This window comes from Gloeocapsa sp. PCC 7428 (genome assembly GCF_000317555.1).
Taxonomy (GTDB): Bacteria; Cyanobacteriota; Cyanobacteriia; order Cyanobacteriales; family Chroococcidiopsidaceae; genus Chroogloeocystis.
Window position 1 is genome coordinate 2,470,576 of the sequence record NC_019745.1, and the last position, 20,445, is coordinate 2,491,020.

Consider the following 20,445-nt stretch of genomic DNA (forward strand, 5'->3'; position numbering starts at 1 on the left):
TAATTTAATGTGCGAGGGCGCTTTTATGGGAATTGTTAACTATTCTTAATCTACATTAATTTTTGACTAGTTGTCATGCTATGTAAAGTTGTCGCAATAGCTTGAGACTAGAGTGGTAGGGATCGTACGTCTTTTGGATGACTTCTCCATGCTGTTTTATCACCGTATGGATCGGAATCACTTCCACAACGCTATTAGAGTAGGCGATCGCCTCAAACGTATCGACTGCATCTACAAACCAAGGTTCCTCTTCAACTCGACAATGCTGTTTTATCCATTCTAATAGTTGCGATCGCGCAATTCCTGGTAGTATTCCTGCTGATAATGGCGGTGTCCACCAACAGTTATCTCGCCACCCCCATAAATTCCCCGTACTCGTCTCTAACCAATTTCCTTTTTCATCAACTAAAATTGCTTCCTCGGCTGAGTGTTGCTGTGCTGCTAATTTAGCTAACCACGGCGAGAGATAGTTTCCTGTCTTATGCAAGGGTAAGGATCTTTCATAATTTGTTGCAATCCAAGCTTTGACACCATACTTTTGTTTTTTTGTCAAGTCTCCAGGTAGATGTCTTCCTATAATTAATTCGCAGCCATTAGGCAAAATGGTAATTCTGAGAACGGGGAAGTGTGGAATTAAGCTAAGTGCACCTTGCTGAATTTGTTCCCAATTAGGGAGTTGCCAACCGAATGTGTCGATACTATGACGCAGGCGATCGCAGTGGGCTTGCCAATTAGTGAGGGGATGAGCGAGTGATTGATGATAGACTCGCAGCGTTGTAAATACAGTTGCGCCGTAGAGTAGACCAGGATCGTCAATTGCTAATTCTATTGTGTTGCTTTGGATTAATTTACCGCTATACCAATAAATGTTAGTTTACCCCATACATTAAATATTTATTTTTGCATTTAGTCCACGCACCATCTGGACTTAGTTTTTAAGCCGCGAATTTATTCGCTATGCTTCTTCAATCTTCTTTTGGTGGTTTTACCTGTACGACTCCTTCAGGGGAGATTGAAACTTCACCACCCAGCGCTTGAATGCGGCGAATTGCTAAGTCACGCGTTGCTGCATCAACTGGGTTACTCAGAACCATTGTCCAAGCACCAACTTGTGCTGATTTACTTTTAGGGTTGCGCGAGAGAAACTCTGCTGTTTTCTGGGAAATTGCTGCAACTTGTTTGCTTTCTTCATCAGCGTAAACACTCGCCCACCGTGCTGCGGTTGTAAATGATTGCTGCGCAGCGGTGGAATCTCCTAGAAACAACAATTCATCAATTCCTTTGTAACGCCAAATATAATAAGATTTTTGCGGTACAGTCGGAGAAAGCAGTTTTAAATTTCGATTCATTAAAGCGATCGCACGCTCTGGCATTCCTGCATAAAGTGAGGTACTAGAAGACAGAAACAAGTATGCTTGTAGAAAGCGCGGATCGCGGTCTAAGATGATTTCAAAATATTCAGGACTTAAGCTATAGCCTGTTTGTGGACGAACTTCATCATCGCCAAAATATTGAAGAAAGTTTAAAAATACCCAGTTTGCAATTAAGTTATCAAAGCCAAAACTAGGAAGTTGTCTTAATAAATTGAGTCGGACTTTTTCAGCTTCAGTTTCTCTTATGAGTGCTTCTTTAGTAAGCGTTTTGCGTGTATTTAATTGATTTAACCGAGGTACTTGCAGCGAAATAACACCAAATACGCACAAAAGTACGGCAATAGATGCAGCTAATGGTTCTTGATATCTCCGTAATGCAGTCAACATCTTAAATCTATACAACACCAAGTAAACAGGTGAAACTCAGTTAATTAAATGGTAATTGGTAACTGATCATTGGTGTAAAGAATGTTCATTAACAATTACCTATTACTCATTACCATTTTATTGATGTGTACTTAATGCCGCCTCCGTAGATGAATGTAATAACAACCCATATTCTAATCCTTCTACTACCGCTTGATAAGAGGCTGCCAAAATATTCGTAGAAACACCGACAGTTGTCCAACGCTGACGTTGACTCCGTGATTCTACTAAGACGCGAGTTTTTGCTGAAGTGCCGCTATGTTCGTCGAGAATTCGTACTTTGTAGTCGGAAAGTTCAAATTCAGCAATTTGTGGATAAAAGTTGACTAAAGCCTTACGCAAAGCTGCATCCAACGCGGCTACTGGACCATTACCTTCTGCGGCTTCTAGAATATCTTGACCGTTGACTGTCACTTTTACTGTTGCTAACGCACCGCTATTTTGTTGTTCAATTCCTGATACTAAATCGCAGTGAACCTGAAAGCCTTTAATTGTAAAAAACTGCTGACGTTTTCCTAAAGCTTCGCGCATTAATAAGTCAAAGCTAGCTTCAGCAGCTTCAAATTGATAGCCTTGGCTTTCAAGGTTTTTGAGACGTTGTAAAATTTGACGAGCAGCAGGGTTTTGTTTATCAAGTTCAATGCCAAACGTACGCGCTTTGGCGATGACATTACTCAATCCTGCTTGATCGGAAATGACAATACGGCGACTATTACCAACTTGTTCGGGTTGAATATGTTCGTAAGTTAATGGATTGCGCTCAACCGCAGAAACGTGAATACCGCCTTTATGTGCAAATGCTGAACGTCCGACAAACGGTGCATGATCGTCTGGTGCAAGATTGACAACTTCGCTAATGAAGCGGCTTGTTTGGGCTAGTTGGGCAAGTTGTTCGGCTTGAATACACGAGTAGCCTAATTTTAATTGTAGGTTGGGAATCAGCGAACACAAGTTAGCATTACCGCAACGTTCGCCATAACCATTGATCGTGCCTTGTACCATTCTCGCGCCTTCGAGGACACCGGCGATCGCATTTGCTACCGCAGTATCAGAATCGTTGTGTGTATGGATACCAATTTGCGGCGAGTTGCGATCGCCGACGACTTCTACAACATTTTTAACAATTGCGCCGACTTCGTGCGGTAGAGTACCGCCATTCGTATCACACAGTACAAGCCATTCCGCACCGGCTGCGATCGCCGTACGCAAGGTTTCTAAAGCATATTCGCGATTGTACTTAAAGCCATCAAACCAGTGTTCAGCATCGTAAATGACGCGGCGTCCTTGGCTGCGCAGGTACGCAATTGTATCCTGAATCATCGCCAAATTTTCGTTGAGGCTCGTTTTTAAGCCTTCAGTAACGTGCAAATCCCACGATTTACCGAAAATAGTCACCCAGCGCGTTCCAGCTGAGAGAATCGCTTGTAAAAGTGGATCTTCGGCGGCGGGAATATGCGGGCGACGGGTAGAACAAAACGCCACAATTTCTGCTTGCTGAAGTGGTTCTTCTTGTAATTGCCAGAAAAATTGTACATCCTTAGGATTTGCTCCAGGCCAACCACCTTCAATAAAGGGTATCCCTAATTGATCTAACCTACGGGCAATTCGTAGTTTGTCTTCAATTGACACCGATAGTCCCTCGCGCTGAGTACCATCGCGTAATGTCGTGTCATAAATCCAAAGTCGATTTGAGGAATTTGCATTCATAGGTTGAAACCGGACAAAATTTGAAACCTGGAGAAGAGTATTTTAGGAAAATGCCACTACAGAAGGTAAGTTAATCGGTGAAAATAAACGTAACTTAAAAATTGGTAATTGGCGAAGCCGCCGCACGCTGCTTGTGGTGTCCCAAGCAGAACGGCGGTAATTGGTAATTGGAAAGAAAATTTATCAATACATTACCTGTTACCAAACTTGACATTCCCACCTAAACACCTATGGTAAAAGTGCTAGCTCAAGGAAAGACAATAGTATGCGATCGCGGCGTTAATTTGCGTCAAGTTTTGCTGCAAAATGAAGTCAACCCTCATAATGGCAACGCTACAATCATTAACTGTCGCGGAATAGGTACTTGTGGTACCTGCGCTGTCTTCGTTGAAGGAGAAGTATCAGAAGTTAACTGGCGTGACAAAGCACGGCGTTCGCTTCCTCCCCACGATCCTACAAGAAACTTACGTTTGGCTTGTCAAACTCAAGTGCTAGGCGACGTGAAAGTGACAAAATTTAATGGTTTTTGGGGACAAGGTACAGATATTGTGTGGAGTTGAGGAAGCTTCAGGGGCAGAGAAGCAGAGGGGAATACTTTTTTTCTATCTACTCAAAACTAACCACTAATCAATTAGCGTTAGTCTAAAGATAAGCACGTAAACTTTTGAAATCGATCCGCAGTAGAGGCAAGTCAGCTTTTTAGCAATGACGACAAGTGACATTTTAATTATTGGTGGCGGCGTTGTTGGTTTAGCGATCGCCGTTGAACTGAAACTTTGTGGTGCTTCAGTGACGGTACTCAGTCGTGATTTTCGTGCAGCAGCAAGTCATGCAGCGGCGGGAATGCTAGCACCGCAGGCGGAGAAAATTCCTCCTGGGGCAATGCGCGATTTATGCTTAGAATCGCGATCGCTGTATCCTGAATGGGTTGATAAACTCGAACAACTTTCTGGTGTCACGACAGGATATTGGGCTTGTGGAATCTTAGCCCCTGTGTACCAAAAATCAAGCGATACAGCGGAAGATGATGCAGTTGCTTACTGGCTAGATCAGGATGCGATTCATTTGTATCAACTAGGATTAAGTCGCGATGTCATTGGCGGTTGGTGGTATCCCGAAGATGGACAAGTTGATAATCGGGCGCTGATGCGATCGCTATGGACATCTGCTGAGGCGTTAGGTGTCGATTTACAAGACAACGTTACTGTACAAGCAATTCAACAGCAGCAACGACGTGTCATTGGCGTACAAACTTCAGCGGGTGTCTATCGTGCTGAACATTATGTGCTAGCTGCGGGTGCTTGGTCAAACGAATTATTACCCCTTGCGGTACGTCCGAAAAAAGGGCAAATGTTATCGCTGCGAGTCCCTGAGAGTCATTATGAATTACCACTACAACGAGTTTTGTACGGATCAGATACGTATATTGTGCCGCGTCGCGATCGCAGAATTATCATTGGCGCAACAAGTGAAGATGTGGGATTGACACCGTACAATACTCCGTTAGGAATTCAAACTCTACTACAAAACGCAACGCGCTTACTACCGCAATTACAAAATTACCCAATTGATGAATTATGGTGGGGATTTCGTCCCGCGACACCAGATGAGTTACCAATTCTCGGTTCTAGCCTTTGCCATAATTTGACGCTGGCGACTGGGCATTATCGCAATGGTATTTTATTAGCACCAGTCACAGCAAAGTTAATTGCTGATTTCATTTGGCAACAAAAATCGCATCCCTTGTTAGAACACTTTCATTTCTCGCGGTTTTACCCAGAAAATAAACTGACTTTGGTATTGCCAAAATCATCACCCACACAATTTTTATCACCTGCGACAAAAATGCAAACGACCGAAAAACCAATAGAATCATTAGTAGAAATTGATACTCCTTTAATAATTGCAGGACGTAGATTCAACTCGCGCTTAATGACAGGTACAGGAAAGTATCGCAGCATCGAACAAATGCAGCAAAGTGTTGTCGCCAGTGGTTGCGAAATTGTCACAGTTGCAGTACGTCGCGTTCAAACTAATGCACCAGGACACGAAGGTTTAGCAGAAGCTTTAGATTGGAATAAGATTTGGATGTTGCCCAATACTGCGGGGTGTCAAACAGCAGAAGAGGCGATTCGCGTCGCGCGTTTAGGGCGAGAAATGGCGAAGTTGTTAGGGCAAGAAGATAATAACTTTGTCAAGTTGGAAGTTATTCCTGATGCTAAGTATTTGCTACCCGATCCCATTGGAACATTAGAAGCCGCAGAAAAGTTAGTGAAAGAAGGCTTTGCTGTACTTCCCTATATCAATGCCGATCCAATGTTAGCTAAGCGGTTAGAAGACGTTGGCTGTGCTACTGTGATGCCGTTAGCTTCACCGATTGGTTCAGGACAAGGATTGAAAACCACCGCAAATATTCAAATCATCATTGAAAATGCTAATGTTCCTGTCGTGGTAGATGCGGGAATTGGAACTCCGAGTGAAGCTGCACAAGCAATGGAATTAGGCGCGGATGCGTTGTTGATTAATACGGCGATCGCCCAAGCCCAAAACCCGCCAGCAATGGCACGCGCAATGAGTATGGCGGCGATCGCAGGACGACTTGCTTATCTTGCAGGGAGAATTCCTATTAAAGACTACGCTAGCCCCAGTTCACCGCTTTCCGGCACAATCACTAGTTAGTATCTGGTGTCAGGATTAAATCCCACAATCTCTACTACTCTTCACTCTTAGCATTTTCCTTGTAAAGATTTGTTGCTAAGGTGGTAGAGTATATATACTAGTTGTAATTAAGCTTAGTTAAAATAAGCAGAAAAAAAAGGATTTTACTCATGCCCTATACCACAGAAGAAGGCGGACGTCTTAACAATTTTGCCAAAGAACCAAAGATGTATGCAGCCGAACCCCCAACGAAAGCACAACAGCGCAATTTTGTCATCTGGGGAGTCGTAGCTGCTGTCTTAGTGAGTGGAGTCATTTTTGTCGCCTTCTCGGTATCTAGCGCTAGCTGATATAGTAGGGGTCAGAGGTCAGAACGACCCGACCACAGTGACTATCGCTATAATCAATATCCACAATCATATAGATTTCAGCCAGGTTCCTGAGGTAGTGGATATCTGGTTTTTTTATTATCCATCACTCAGGATTGACAGCAGAAAAGAGCGCGGAATAATCTGCGTCAGCGAAACCTTGACTAATTGCAGCTTCGATAATTTGTTTTACTCCTTCTACACCACTTACATTCAAACCAGCGGCTTGCGCTTCAGCAATAAATAAGTTGATGTCTTTGAGTAAGTGTTTTGTGGGAAAATTAGGATTATCATAATTACGCTCGACCATTCTTGACAGTTTTTTATCAAAAGTTGGCGCGTATAACGCACTATTACGCAGAATTTGCATAAATAATTGCACATCAATTCCTTGATGCTGAATTAATCCCAAGCTTTGCGCAAAAGCCGTTGTTAGTGAAGCAATAAGTTGATTGAGGGCGAGTTTCACCGCCGCAGCCGTACCAACTTCACCAATATACAGTGGTTCAGAACCAAAGTTTTGCAATAAGGACAACCACTGTTGAAATTGTTCTTTAGTTGCACCTACCATAACAATTAACTTGCCTGCGGTTGCTTCGGGGATACTACCTAAAACAGGTGCTTCTAAGTATTCGCCTTTAGCTGCAACAACGTTGTCGCGAATTTCTTTGCTATCGGTAGGAGAAATTGTTCCCATTTGAATAATTGTTTTTCCGGCTAATTCTTGAGAGGAGTCGGAAAAAAGTACGCTGTGAATCGCGGTAGCATCTGTCAGCATTAAAATGATGCACTCTGCTGCTTGTATGACTGCTTGCGGATGTGTTGCAATTTCTGCACCAGCTTCTTTGAGTGGTGTCAGTTTTTCTGTAGTACGGTTGTAGGCAATAAGTTCAAGATTGGCATTTAATAATCTTTGTGCCATGGGAAGTCCCATGAGTCCAGTACCGAGAAATCCTATTTTCATTGTTTATCCTGTTTTTAATGAACCACAGAGGCACAAAGTTCACAAAGAGTGGAGAGAAGAGAGGATTTGATAGTTGAATTTGAGATAATTATGGTTTAGCGCCAGTAGGGGCGTCCTTTCCAGAAAACGCCGATCATAATTCCGATTAAAGTTGCTTGGTTTAGGTTAAATAGGACGGCTGGAAGTGGTAGAAGTGATTTGAGAAATAGAATGACTGCTAAACACAGAACTAATGCCCATAAGGAACCTGTGTTGATTGATACTAAGCGATAATAGCGCTCTAGCAAATAAACTCCTAGCGCCCCAATTCCTAAGGATATGGCTAAAGAGATGATGATTCCCAGGGGTGGGGCGTAGATCAGCATGAGTAAACGTCGGAATACATCTGATTGAATGTATCCCAAGGCGAGAAGAAAGTCTAAAACGATGACAATGACAGCAACTAGTAGGGCAACTTGTAGCAGCGATCGCCAAGGTAAAAACTTTAAACTCCGTAGAGGATCGCGCATATGATATAGGATGCTGTGAGAATGACTTGATTTTATCAAACCATGTCTAAGCTAGAAACTCGCGCATATATTGATTCACTAGCTGCGGTTTTTCTTGCTGTACCCAGTGGCTACAGTTGGGAATGTATTTGATTTGTAAGTTTCTGACGTACTTATCTGTACCGTAGGTAAGTTCTTTACCAAGTGCAGTATCGTTTTCACCCCAAATGAGTAATGTTGGAACTTCTAAAACATCCCAGTTGTGATTGAGTAATCCTTGTTGCCATACGTTACGGTAATAATTAAGTGCGGCGGTTAATGCACCGCGTTTACTGGCTGCGTCTTTATAGGCGTCTATATCTGCTTGGGTAAAAGCACTTTTATTGACTGCCATTCCTTTGAAAGCTGTCTCAATTGCTTGGTAATCTGATGCTTGCAGCAGCATTTCTGGTAGCCAGGGTAGCTGAAAGAGAAACATATATGAACTACGCATGAGTTGTTGTGGTGTACGTAGTCCCTCGGCAAATTTGGCTGGATGAGGTATGTTCATGATGATGAGACGTTCTACCATTTCGGGGTAGGTGTGGGCAAAACTCCACGCGATCGCACCTCCCCAATCGTGTCCGACTAAAATACACTTGTCGTATCCCAGTCCGGTAATGACGCCTTTAACATCTTGCAAAAATTCGCGCATCACATACGCTGACTGTTGTTTCGGTTTGTCGCTATCGTTGTAACCGCGCAAGTCTAACGCAACAACTTTATAATCTTTAGCAAACTCTGGAATTTGATGCCGCCATGAGTACCAAAATTCTGGGAACCCATGCAACATAAGCATCAAAGGACCATCTCCATGGGTAACGTAGTGCAGTTTGATGCTGTTGGTAGTAATGTATTCGTGTTTCCAGTCGGTTGTATACATAAATCTGTTGTTTGAATGAACCACAAAGACACAAAGAACACAAAGAAATTGTTGTGAGTATTATTACTAAGGAGTTATGGCAATCCGAGGTGTTTGGATAACTAATACTGATAGTCGGGTGCTGCATTCGCGGCAAAATATTGCTGAAGCAATGGCGGTTTTAGCACAGACAGGGTTTAATGTTGTGTTTCCTGATGTTTGGAATAAGGGATTTACGCTTTACCCTAGTCTAATTATGCGATCGCACTTTGATGTGGAAATCGACCCACGGTATCAAGGTAGAGATCCCTTGGCGGAAATTATTGTCGAGGCGCGGCGGGTTGGGATTAAGGTGATTCCGTGGTTTGAATATGGCTTTGCTAGTTCTTATAATTCTAATGGCGGAATGATTTTAGCAAAGAAACCGGAGTGGGCGGCGCGGGATATTAACGGGAATTTACTCAATAAAAATGGCTTTGAGTGGATGAATGCGCTTGATCCGCAAGTGCAAGAGTTTATGTTGAATTTGATGCTAGAAGTCGTTAGAAACTATGATATTGATGGCGTTCAAGGCGACGATCGCTTACCTGCATTACCTTGCGAAGGTGGTTATGATGCAAGTACTGTAGAGCAATATCGGCAAACTTTTAATTGCTATCCGCCGCCGAATCCTAAAGAGTCTCAATGGCTACAATGGCGGGCTGATATATTAACAAATTTCCTAGCACGTCTTTATCAAGAAGTCAAGGCAATTAACTCCGATTTGCTCGTATCAATGTCGCCGAATATTTATGACTGGGGACTCAAAGAATATCTTCAAGATTCCAAAGCTTGGTTAGAACGCGGTTTGGTGGATATCATCCATCCGCAAATTTATCGCCGTGACTTTGCAAGTTACAAACAAGTTGTCGATCGCGTCACGCAGCAGTTGAATCGCGAACAGTTAGCAAAATTATCACCAGGAATCTTAATTAAATTGGGTTCTTATCGCATAAGTGCAGAACACTTGCGACAGGCGATCGCTTATAATCGCAGTCGTGGGATTTCCGGCGAAGTATTCTTCTTTTACGAAGGGTTGCGCGAAGATCAGGATGCTTTAAGGAAAGTGTTGCGATCGCTTCCGTATAATAATTACAGCGGACACCCTGTAAGAGGAATTCAATCGTTTTTTCGCTTTCTCCAAAATCGCTTTTAAGGCGCAATGAACGTAGAATATCAGTTGCAAATCGAAAAAGTCATTGCCACGCTTAAAGAGGATTTACCTACACTTTTTGAGCAAGACATCTCTTACGATATTTACACCAAAGATATTTACTTTCAAGATCCAGTCAATAAGTTTAAAGGTAAACTAAACTACCGAATTATCTTTTGGACTCTACGATTTCACGGTCAATTGTTTTTTACTGAAATCCACTTCGATCTGCACGATGTGTATCAAGCAGAGAAAGAGACTGTCATTGCTAATTGGACGGTGCGTGGTGTGTTGCGCGTACCTTGGAAAGCCTCTATTTTCTTCAATGGTTACTCGACGTACAAACTCACTGAATCCGGTTTAATCTACGAACATATAGATCGCTGGGATCGTAAACCCAGCGAAATCTTACAACAGTTTTTTCAAAAAGGGAAAGACAAAAGCATTAGTTGATATTTGCATTATTTCCCCTGACTCAAGCGAATATGTTCCATAATCTGCTGCTTACGCTGTTCTGAATAAATTGGAGTTTTAATAAACTCTCCTTTACTGCGAGCGATATGCTCCATAATGCGCTTTTGACGGTCAGACATTTCAGCCATAGTTCTTTAACTTGGTAGTTAGTGTAATTAGTTATTTACATTATTTAATGATAAACTATTTTATCAAAGAATTGATGTAATTAAACGAACCTTACTAGGCATAGAGAACGCAGAGGAGAGATAAGGAGAAATATTTCATAAGCAATATATATAATAAATGTTAATTAATAACTCCAGCTTGTTGGAACGCTTGTGTTAGTATTTCTGTGATATTTAAACTTTCAGCCCATTGGGTTAAATAATTGATATCAAGTTTATCTGCTTGGACTTTTAGCACGCCTAATACATCACGCCATTGTCTATCTGAAACTCCACCACCCATACGATACCAAATGAGTTTTTGTAAAATGATATCTTCAGCAGAAGGTAGCCAAGCCAGCCTTTGAGGGTTCTGAGTAATAATTAGCTGCTGACGTCGTTGCATTTCAGATTGAACTAAAGGCTGATTTGATAATAAAAAAATATCTGCTTTTAGCATACTTTCAAGATGAATAACATTAAACGATGATTGACGTTCAATTGCTTCTGTCACCATTGTTTCATCAATAAAAAAATCTTGGTTCATTAACGCCAATAATGATGGCACATGAGTAAGCTGCAAATCTGCGACAAAATCTACATCTAAAGTAGCACGGGGTTCACCTAATATAGAACTAGCAACTGAACCACCAATTAAGTAAGGAATTTCCAAAGTATCAAAGATAGCTGCAATAGTTAATGCCAATTGTATAGCTTCCGCATCCACAATTTTTTTTTCTTGATTATTTTTATACAAACGATCTGCTAATTCAGCCCCCAACCATCTAACTGCTAATTGAAACTTAACTTCTGCTAAGCTAATATTAGGAAATTGATTACGAATACCAACCAGCGCCCACTGTTGAATTCCCTTCGTTGCTTCATCAACAAGATGCGCTTTCTTCCAAACAGGCATATTCCGAAAAGCCCGCATCAAAAACTTATCAACATCAGGATGCGTATCCCTCGATTGCGACTGATACCCAGCACGAAAAAGCCCTCCCATACATCTTCTCTCTGCGCCCTCTGTGCCTCTGTGGTTCGTTTCAGTTCACTTTGATGGATACTGCTGCAAAACCTGCTTAATATATTGCCCCGTATAAGACTGTGAATTTTCTGCTACTGATTCCGGCGTACCTGCTGCAACCAATTCACCACCTTTATCACCACCTTCTGGACCTAAATCAATAATCCAATCGCTACATCGAATCACATCTAAATTATGTTCAATTACCAAAATAGAATTACCTTTATCAACTAAACGTTGCAAAACATCTAGTAATTTATGCACGTCATAAAACGATAAACCTGTTGTTGGTTCGTCAATTAAATACAAAGTTTTTCCTGTGGCGCGGCGCGATAACTCAGTTGCTAATTTTACCCGTTGTGCTTCACCACCTGATAGTGTTGTTGCAGGTTGACCGAGTTTAATGTATCCCAAACCAACATCAACTAATGTTTGCAATCGCGTAAAAGCTTTAGGAATATTTTGGAAAACTTCTAAGCTTTCCTCTACCGTCATATCAAGAACATCAGCGATGGATTTTCCCTTATATTTGACTTGCAATGTTTCGCGATTGTATCGCGCACCTTTACAAACTTCACACTGCACATAAACATCAGGAAGAAAGTTCATTTCAATGACATTGACACCTTGTCCGCCACAAGCTTCGCAGCGCCCACCTTTGACATTAAATGAAAATTGTCCTGGCTTATAACCTCGTGCTTTGGCTTCGATTGTTTGACTAAAAACGTCGCGAATTGCATCAAAAACACCTGTATAAGTCGCGGGGTTAGAACGCGGTGTTCGCCCAATCGGAGATTGATCGATGACGATCGCCTTATCCACTGCGTCCAATCCTTCCACCGCATCGATCTGTTGTGGAAATGGCACTTTGCGCGTTAAGTGATGTTGTAAAGCCGGATAAAGTAATTCGTTAATTAGTGTCGATTTACCCGAACCTGAAACCCCAGTTACGCAGACAAGTTTACCAAGGGGAATTTTGACATCAATGTTTCTTAAGTTGTTGCGGTGGGCGTTTTTCATGACAAGCGATCGCCCGTTACCTTCGCGTCGTTGTGCGGGTGTTGCGATCGCCTGTCTTCCCGATAGGTACGCGCCTGTTAGCGAATCTTTGGCTTCTAGTAATGCTTGCAAGTTCCCTTGGGCAATAATATTACCACCATGAATCCCCGCGCCAGGACCAATATCGACAACATGATCCGCCGCGCGGATGGTTTCTTCATCGTGTTCGACAACAATTAAGGTATTTCCCAAATCGCGTAATCGCGTTAAAGTCCGTAGTAAGCGTCCGTTGTCGCGTTGATGCAATCCAATACTCGGTTCGTCTAAAACATAAAGTACGCCCGTAAGTCCTGAACCGATTTGCGTTGCTAAGCGAATGCGTTGCGCTTCTCCGCCTGAAAGTGTCATCGCTGGACGGTCTAAAGTGAGGTAATCTAACCCTACATCCAAAAGAAACTGCAATCGGGCTTTAATTTCGCGCAGAACCAAATCAGCAATTTGCATTTGGCGATCGCTGAGTTTTAAATTATGAATCCGCTGTTGACAATCGCGAATCGAAACTCCGGTAAGATCGAGAATGCGGTATTGCCCCAAACGCACCGCCAGCGCTTCGGGTTTTAAACGTTGTCCTTGACAAACTTCGCAAGGTTGATAAACAAGATACTGTTCGAGTTTTTGTTTGATCAGTTCGGAAGCCTCATTATATTGTCGCTGTAAAATTGGAATGACACCTGCGTAACGGCGATAATCATTGCGATCGTGGTTCCAAATCGGTTGTTCTGCACCGTGTAAAATAACGTGTTGCTGTTCGGGTGTTAAGTGTTTCCACAGCGTTTTGATTTCAAATCCAAAAGCTTGCCCAACACTATAAAGTAAGGAAAGATAATAAGAATTGTCTTTTTCTGACCATGGTGCGATCGCGGCATAAACAGGCTGTGCAGGATCGGGAACAACTAATTCCGGTGAAAATGTCCGCAAATTTCCCAATCCATGACAGTGCGGACACGCACCATACGGCGAATTAAACGAAAATAACCGTGGTGACAGTTCTTCCATCACCGCGCCATGTTCGGGACACGCAAAGTTTTCAGAAAAGACAATTTCTTTTTCTAAAGGTAAAGTCACGTATGCAGTTGAATCCTCTGCGGCTTTCATCTGTGTTGCAGTAGGATGCATCACGACGTTATTATCTGCCTCAGCGCGATCGAGAATCTCGATTACAGCAATTCCTTCGGATCGCCGCAAGCAAGTCGTTAACGAATCTGTCAGGCGTTCTTGAATTCCTGGTTTTTTAATTAAGCGATCGATGACAACTTCGATGTTGTGCGTTTGATTTTTGTCAAGTTCAATTGAGTCACTTAGTTCGCGAACTTCTCCATCAATTCTAACGCGGGCGAATCCTTCGGAAGCAAGGCTAGATAAAAGTTTGCGATGCGTTCCTTTTTTCCCGCGTACCACGGGGGCGAGAATCTGAAAGCGCGTGCGATCGGGTAGTTCCATAATGCGATCGCTCATCTCGTCGATTGTCTGCGGTGCAATCGAGCGATCGCAAATCGGACAGTGCGGCTTCCCAGCACGTCCGAACAATAATCGCAAGTAATCGTAAATTTCTGTTACTGTACCAACTGTAGAACGGGGATTGTGTGAAGTTGATTTTTGATCGATCGAAATCGCAGGGCTTAAGCCTTCAATTGCTTCGACATCAGGTTTATCAAGTTGTCCTAAAAATTGCCTAGCGTAAGCACTGAGTGATTCTACATAGCGCCGCTGTCCCTCGGCAAAAATTGTATCAAACGCTAAAGAAGATTTGCCCGAACCGGATACACCAGTAAACACGATCAAGCGATCGCGCGGTAGTTCCAAGTCAATATTCTTGAGGTTATGCTGTCTAGCCCCACGGATACGGATTGTATTCTGACTAGCGCGATTCACACCAAGGGGACGATTCCCATTTGCATCCAGCGTGTCTAAAGTTTCAGCAGGGTGAGACATGAGCAGAGGAAAAACCATTGCTTAATGATTTTAGCGTTGCCTTCTCATTCGCGGTTAAGGAGATGTTATTGTCAACAATTTCTATCATCGGCTAGGAAGCTATGCACATTGCCATCATTTTGTCTATCTTTTGCAATAAAATTTAATAAAAGAAGGTCAAAGCAATCATGCCTTAAATTTATTGATAGCGATCGCCTGATACCTTGTTGAAATAACATTGAATTCACTCGCGGGACATCTGTAATTCATGTGCGATATCTACTGGTAAGCAAACTGTAAAGCAGCTACCGCGTCCTAGTTCGGAAGTCACAGTGATATCTCCTCCGTGTAACCGTGCTAATTTACGCGATAGTGCTAAGCCTAAGCCCGTACCTTCGTATTTACGATTTAAGCCACTATCAAGCTGCTGAAACGGTTGAAATAAATTAGGTAAATCTTCAGCAGCAATACCAATTCCAGTATCAATAACAGCAAACATAATGTGGTTTGAATTCTTACTAACTTGAAGTAGGACTTGTCCTTTGGGAGTAAATTTTACTGCATTATTGAGCAGGTTAAATAAGATTTGTTTAAGGCGGCGCTTATCTGCAACACAAATTGCTGCTTCTGGGTGAATAACTAAAGAAAATACTAATTCTTTTTTTTGCCCTTTTTCTTGAACAAGCGATATGCATTCTTGGCAAATATCTTCAACAATCAATTTTTCTAGGGCTAATTCTTCTTTTCCTGCCTCAATTTTTGATAGGTCAAGAAGATCGTTGATTAAATCTAATAAATGTTGTCCAGAAGAATGAATCAGCGCGATGTATTGTTGTTGCTTCTCGTTGAGTTCTCCAAAGATTTGCTTGAGTAAAAGATTAGAGAAACCAATAATTCCTGTTAGCGGCGTTCGCAGTTCGTGACTCATATTTGCCAAGAAGTCAGTTTTGGCGCGATCCGCAGCTTCTGAAAGTAGTTTTTCCTGTTCGAGTTCTTGCGTCCGTTCTTTAACTAGCTGCTCTAAGCGTTCGTAACTTTGGGCATTATAAAGCGCGATCGCTGCTTGATTCGCGATGCGTTGTAAAAGCTGAATTTCCTCTGGAGTAAAAGTTCGCTGCGTCGTCGTTGTCTGTAATGATAATCCGCCAAAGAACTGATCGCGGATAAAAATTGGTACGCGCAATTCCGACCGCATTTGTGCTTGTTGAACGATAGGCTTTCGCTTGGGATCGATTTTAATTTTTGCGAAATCGGGGACGTGAAAAACTTGATAGTAAGAAGCGAAATACGTAGGATTTAGTAATTCTATATGTTCGGATAGAGGAACTTGCAAGTGTAATATGGAAATAATTGCTAAGCTTTTTCTCCATTCTTTCACAACACGAATATGCGTTGTATCGATTGCAAAAATGATCACGCGATCAACACCAAATCCTTGACCTGTGAGGTTCACAATTTCTTGCAAAATATGTTCGGGATCGAGGCTAGAATTGAGCGATTGGCTGATATTGTTGAGCAAGTGTTCGCGTGCAGCTTGTTGTTGCACTTGGTTAAAAAGTTGCGCTTGTTGAATTGCGATCGCAACCTGTGTGGCCAACTTCTCAATCAAATCAATTTCGCTAAGTTGCCATTGTCGCGATCGCGAACATTGATGTACTGCGAGTAACCCCCAAGCGTAGTCACCTTGTAAAATCGGAACAACTAACCGCGCTTTAACGTGCAATCGTTGCAATAGTTGAGCAAATTGAGGATTAAGATTGGCGATCGCAACGTCATCAATTGATTGAACGCAGCCGCGCTGACATTCTGCTTGAGTTTCTTGCAACCAAGTGCCATGTATTTTAATCTCAGGATCGAAAGGCCAATTAGCATCTACAGATTCGGCAACAATTTTGCCATGACGATTATCTGCAAAGCGAAAGATCATGACGCGATCCGCGTGTAAAAATTGCCGAACTTCTGCAACCGTCGTACTGAGAATTTCATCTAAGTTGAGTGATTGACGAATTCGCGTCGCAATGGCACTGAGTAAGCGATCGCGTTCGGCTTGTTGCTGAACTTGAATTTCGACTTGCTTGCGGGCAGTAATATTGCGGATAATACCTTCAATCGCCGCTAAAGTACCATTATCGTAAATCGTGACGTTGCTTTGCTCTGTCCAGATAACCTTCCCATCTTTACAAATCCAACGCAGCATTAACGGTTGAGGCATTTCGCCATCAAGCGATCGCTGCCATAGCGACTGATCGTCAGGATGCACAATTTGTGAGATTAACGCAGGATTAGCATAATACTCTTGCGGTGTATAACCTGTAATTTTAGTAACAGCAGGACTAATATAATCAAAGCCTGGAGTCGGCTCAAAGCGATAGCGGTAAATGATATCTTGGGCGTTGTCCGCCAAGCGACGGAAGCGTTCTTCACTCGCTTGTAACGCAATTTCGGCTTGGCGCTTTTGATCGCGGAGATTTTTTTGGTCAACAGCTTGTTTAATCGCCTCACCTAAGCGAACTAAACGATCTTTTAATAAGTAATCTGCTGCACCCTGCTTCATGCACTCGACGGCAACTTCTTCACTGACGCTACCTGTAACAACAATAAAGGGAATATCTAATTTTTGTTGCTGCAATAACTGCAAAGCTTGTAGCGCACTAAATTGTGGCATTCCGTAATCAGAGAGAATCACATCCCACGGTTGATTTAAGCACGCGCGGTAATCATCTTCGGTTTCGATACGTTGCCATTCAGGTTCAATACCACAAGTACGCAATTCGTACAGCATCAGTTCTGTATCACTCACCGAATCCTCTAAAATTAAAACCCGCAACAAAGTGGACATAATCGTTTTTTTAAGATACCGGAGGTTGATTCAGCAGCCGCCAATACAAGCCTAATTGTCGTACAGCCTCCGTGAACTGCTCAAAGTCCACTGGTTTGACGATGTAGCTATTGACTCCTAACTGATAACTGTCAACGATGTCGCGTTCTTCGCGCGAAGATGTCAGAACCACAACAGGAATAATGCGCGTGCGAGGATCGGATTTAATTTTTTGCAGAACTTCTAAGCCGTCAACTTTTGGTAGTTTAAGGTCGAGGAGAATCACCCTAGGTTCATCATCCATCGAGCGATGTGCATAATTGCCAGTACAAAAAATAAAGTCGAGTGCTTCTGCACCATCACGGACTACCTCAATATGATTTGTGAGGTTACTACTTTTAAGTGAATGAAGCGTCAGTTCTGCATCACACGGATTATCTTCAACAAGCAAAATTTCCACCGCACTATCTCGCATCAACATCGCCTCACAAAGTAAAGTAGAAAGTTGCACCGCGATCGACTTGTGCTTCTGCCCAAACACGTCCGCCATGACGATGGATAATCCGCTGCACGATCGCTAAGCCGACACCTGTTCCCTCGTATTCTTCTGCACGGTGCAACCGCTGGAAAACACCAAAAAGTTTATGCGCGTATTGCATATCAAAACCTACGCCATTGTCTTTGACGAAGTAGACGTGATGTCCCATGTTATCTTGTTGACAACCGATCGTAATGTGCGCAGCGGTGTTTTTGTGCGTATATTTCAATGCGTTTGATAGTAAATTCATCCAGACTTGCTTCATGAGTGCTGGATCGGCTTCACACGCTGCTAGCGCTTCGATTGTGATTTCAACGTGCCGATTTTTTTGCTCCTCGGCTAAATCGATTAATACTTGACGCACGATCGCACTCGGTTCAACGCGTTGTTTTTTTAAGGGCGCGCGACTCAATCGCGAAAATGTCAGCAGATCGTCAATTAAGCATCCCATTTGTTGCGCGTTAGCTTGTACCAATTGCAAATAACGTTGCGCCTCTGGAGTTAATTGCGCTGTGCAATCTTTTAAGAGAATCCGCGAAAAGCCATGGATCGCGCGTAAAGGGGCGCGGAGATCGTGCGATACCGAATACGAAAAGGCTTCTAGTTCTTTGTTGGCTAATTCAAGTTCCGCCGCGCGATTTTGCAAGTCGGCGTTGAGATAGCTAATTTCGGCTTCAGCGCGTTTGCGTTCAGCGAGTTCGGTTTGTGCTTGTTGGTAAAGTTCAGATTGTTGAATGGCGATCGCGAGTTGTGTTGCGAGTTGCTGAAGAAGATTGATTTCGATCAGTTGCCATTGGCGCGGTTTTGAACAATGATTAGCAACGAGTAATCCCCACAGTTGTTCTTCTTTTAAAATTGAGACGACTAAGTTGGCGCGCACCTCTAACTGTGCGAGTAGATCGGCATGACAAGGATTTAATCTGGCAGTGTAAATATCATCTACGACTTGAATTCTGCCTTGTCGATATAATTCGCGGTTCCCAGGATGGCTAAAAAAAGTATCTTTGATATTCTTGCCAGCAATCGAATTCCATTCAGGGGCTACCGATTCGACAACAACGATTCCACTCCAATCTGGCTCAAAGCGATAAATAAACACGCGCTCGGTTTGCAGAAACTGCCGCACTTCGGCGACAGTCGTGTTTAAAATTGTCGTCAAATCCAGTGACTGGCGGATACGTCGTGTAATTTCCGCAACTAATAACTCGCGTTCGGTTTGCTGTAACTGAAATTTTGCCGCTTGGATGCGTTCGGTGATATCGCGATAAGTTGTGACAATGCCTGCAACGGCTGGATCGTGCAGGAGATTATTGACAATCACTTCAAAATCTCGGACTTGTCCGCGTGCAGTACGTAAGCGAAATTCAGCAGAGATATTGACATTTGGATAATTTTTTGCTTTATCGAGAAGAGCAGCAGCGATCGCTTGGTCTTCCTGAAGAACAAAATCAAAAGTATGCTGCCATGCATCAGGTTCATAACCCAAGATGCGTTTAATCGAGGCGCTGGTGTAATTGACACGACCATTCGCAGCAATGACTGCAATAATATCCGAGGCATTTTGCACCAAAGAACGAAAGCGTTCCTCGCTTTGACGTAACGCCTCAGCGCGCGCTGTTTCTGCAAGGAGTCGCTGATCGAACGTCGAAGACACAAGCGCAAGCATCAAGACAACTAATGTCGCGATCGCAATCGCAATTCCCAGCAACGTGTTATCGATCGCTGGTGCTGGATTTTTGAGCAACTGTTGATTGTGCCTAAAACTCACTGCTGCCATCGCGGTGTAATGCATTCCGGCGATCGCAAACCCCATGACAATCGCGCCACCGACTTGCCATTGACCTTGGGCTGTTGTCGCTTTTTGCAAGCGAAATGCCAATTGCAGTGCGACTAAAGAAGCACCGATCGCGATTGCCAGCGACAGCACAACTAACTTGGGATCGTATTCTGGAGTTGCAGCGAGGCGCATCGCTGCCATACCTGTGTAGTGCATCGCGGCGATACTTAACCCCATCACACTTCCGCCAGCAATCAGTTGCGGTAAGCCGAATTCACGACTGACGACCAATAAAGCAATCCCAGAAGCAACGATCGCGACTCCCATCGAGAGCAAAACCAGCGGCAGGTCATAATGAATCGCAACGGGGAGGTTGTAAGCCAGCATCGCGATAAAGTGCATTGCCCAAATACCGATGCCCATAGCGATCGCGCCGCCACTTAACCAAAGTTTGCGAATTCGTCCAACCGCAACGGTAACGCGTCCAGATAAGCTTAATGCAGTGTAAGAAGCAACAATCGCGATCGCAATCGACAGGAAGACAAGTCCTAGATCGTGATGGGATAACAATACATCAGTATCAGATATCATTCTTACCTGCTCTCCTGCGATAGCAAA

General features: G+C 43.2%; 17 protein-coding genes. 5 read left to right on the forward strand and 12 right to left on the reverse strand.

Going from position 1 to position 20,445, the window contains the following annotated elements:
* Positions 1-73: 73 nt before the first annotated feature.
* From GLO7428_RS10790 to cimA, 3 genes are all read right to left on the reverse strand, one after another.
* A complete protein-coding gene (locus GLO7428_RS10790) occupies positions 74-868 on the reverse strand; it encodes an aminotransferase class IV (protein WP_015188583.1) in 795 nt (264 codons plus the stop codon).
* A 97-nt stretch (positions 869-965) separates the two neighbouring features.
* Positions 966-1,760: a hypothetical protein gene (locus GLO7428_RS10795; protein ID WP_015188584.1), complete on the reverse strand. Its 795-nt coding sequence runs from the start codon at positions 1,758-1,760 to the stop codon at positions 966-968.
* A gap of 117 nt (positions 1,761-1,877) precedes the next feature.
* Positions 1,878-3,506: a citramalate synthase gene (gene cimA / locus GLO7428_RS10800; protein WP_015188585.1), complete on the reverse strand. Its 1,629-nt coding sequence runs from the start codon at positions 3,504-3,506 to the stop codon at positions 1,878-1,880.
* A gap of 230 nt (positions 3,507-3,736) precedes the next feature.
* Here cimA and GLO7428_RS10805 point away from each other — a divergent pair, with 230 nt between their 5' ends.
* The 3 genes from GLO7428_RS10805 (at position 3,737) to psb34 (ending at position 6,514) form a co-directional block, all read left to right on the forward strand.
* Entirely contained in the window at positions 3,737-4,066 is a 330-nt protein-coding gene (locus GLO7428_RS10805) for a 2Fe-2S iron-sulfur cluster-binding protein (RefSeq protein WP_015188586.1), read from the forward strand.
* 145 nt (positions 4,067-4,211) lie between these two features.
* A complete protein-coding gene (gene thiO, locus GLO7428_RS29600) occupies positions 4,212-6,185 on the forward strand; it encodes a glycine oxidase ThiO (protein ID WP_015188587.1) in 1,974 nt (657 codons plus the stop codon).
* Positions 6,186-6,334: 149 nt separating this feature from the next.
* Complete coding sequence (psb34, locus tag GLO7428_RS10815) at positions 6,335-6,514, forward strand: photosystem II assembly protein Psb34 (RefSeq protein ID WP_015188588.1); 180 nt, start codon at positions 6,335-6,337, stop codon at positions 6,512-6,514.
* Between the two features lie 124 nt (positions 6,515-6,638).
* Here psb34 and GLO7428_RS10820 read toward each other — a convergent pair whose 3' ends face one another.
* The 3 genes from GLO7428_RS10820 to GLO7428_RS10830 all read right to left on the reverse strand — a co-directional run bounded on the left by GLO7428_RS10820 (position 6,639) and on the right by GLO7428_RS10830 (position 8,906).
* On the reverse strand, positions 6,639-7,496 hold the full coding sequence (locus GLO7428_RS10820) for an NAD(P)-dependent oxidoreductase (RefSeq protein WP_015188589.1): 858 nt from the start codon (positions 7,494-7,496) through the stop codon (positions 6,639-6,641).
* Between the two features lie 95 nt (positions 7,497-7,591).
* Positions 7,592-8,005: a hypothetical protein gene (locus tag GLO7428_RS10825; RefSeq protein ID WP_015188590.1), complete on the reverse strand. Its 414-nt coding sequence runs from the start codon at positions 8,003-8,005 to the stop codon at positions 7,592-7,594.
* A 46-nt stretch (positions 8,006-8,051) separates the two neighbouring features.
* Complete coding sequence (locus tag GLO7428_RS10830) at positions 8,052-8,906, reverse strand: alpha/beta fold hydrolase (RefSeq protein WP_015188591.1); 855 nt, start codon at positions 8,904-8,906, stop codon at positions 8,052-8,054.
* A 76-nt stretch (positions 8,907-8,982) separates the two neighbouring features.
* Here GLO7428_RS10830 and GLO7428_RS10835 point away from each other — a divergent pair, with 76 nt between their 5' ends.
* Together GLO7428_RS10835 and GLO7428_RS10840 are read left to right on the forward strand one after the other, a co-directional pair.
* On the forward strand, positions 8,983-10,080 hold the full coding sequence (locus GLO7428_RS10835; protein ID WP_015188592.1) for a glycoside hydrolase family 10 protein: 1,098 nt from the start codon (positions 8,983-8,985) through the stop codon (positions 10,078-10,080).
* Positions 10,081-10,086: 6 nt separating this feature from the next.
* Positions 10,087-10,530 carry a DUF2358 domain-containing protein gene (locus tag GLO7428_RS10840; RefSeq protein ID WP_015188593.1) on the forward strand — a complete coding sequence of 148 codons (444 nt, stop codon included), beginning with the start codon at positions 10,087-10,089 and terminating at the stop codon, positions 10,528-10,530.
* An 8-nt stretch (positions 10,531-10,538) separates the two neighbouring features.
* Here the strand turns inward: GLO7428_RS10840 and GLO7428_RS28465 are convergent, their stop codons facing one another.
* The 6 genes from GLO7428_RS28465 to GLO7428_RS26015 all read right to left on the reverse strand — a co-directional run bounded on the left by GLO7428_RS28465 (position 10,539) and on the right by GLO7428_RS26015 (position 20,418).
* Positions 10,539-10,679 (reverse strand): hypothetical protein, encoded by a 141-nt coding sequence (locus GLO7428_RS28465; protein WP_015188594.1) that lies wholly within the window; start codon positions 10,677-10,679, stop codon positions 10,539-10,541.
* A gap of 160 nt (positions 10,680-10,839) precedes the next feature.
* Positions 10,840-11,613: a hypothetical protein gene (locus GLO7428_RS10845; protein ID WP_231295579.1), complete on the reverse strand. Its 774-nt coding sequence runs from the start codon at positions 11,611-11,613 to the stop codon at positions 10,840-10,842.
* Between the two features lie 135 nt (positions 11,614-11,748).
* Complete coding sequence (gene uvrA, locus GLO7428_RS10850) at positions 11,749-14,733, reverse strand: excinuclease ABC subunit UvrA (RefSeq protein WP_015188596.1); 2,985 nt, start codon at positions 14,731-14,733, stop codon at positions 11,749-11,751.
* Between the two features lie 205 nt (positions 14,734-14,938).
* Positions 14,939-17,533 (reverse strand): GAF domain-containing protein, encoded by a 2,595-nt coding sequence (locus tag GLO7428_RS27320; protein ID WP_015188597.1) that lies wholly within the window; start codon positions 17,531-17,533, stop codon positions 14,939-14,941.
* A gap of 10 nt (positions 17,534-17,543) precedes the next feature.
* Positions 17,544-18,062 carry a response regulator gene (locus tag GLO7428_RS10860; RefSeq protein ID WP_231295580.1) on the reverse strand — a complete coding sequence of 173 codons (519 nt, stop codon included), beginning with the start codon at positions 18,060-18,062 and terminating at the stop codon, positions 17,544-17,546.
* On the reverse strand, positions 17,998-20,418 hold the full coding sequence (locus GLO7428_RS26015; RefSeq protein ID WP_015188599.1) for an MHYT domain-containing protein: 2,421 nt from the start codon (positions 20,416-20,418) through the stop codon (positions 17,998-18,000). Before GLO7428_RS26015 ends, GLO7428_RS10860 begins: the two co-directional genes overlap by 65 nt.
* Between the last annotated feature and the right edge of the window lie 27 nt (positions 20,419-20,445).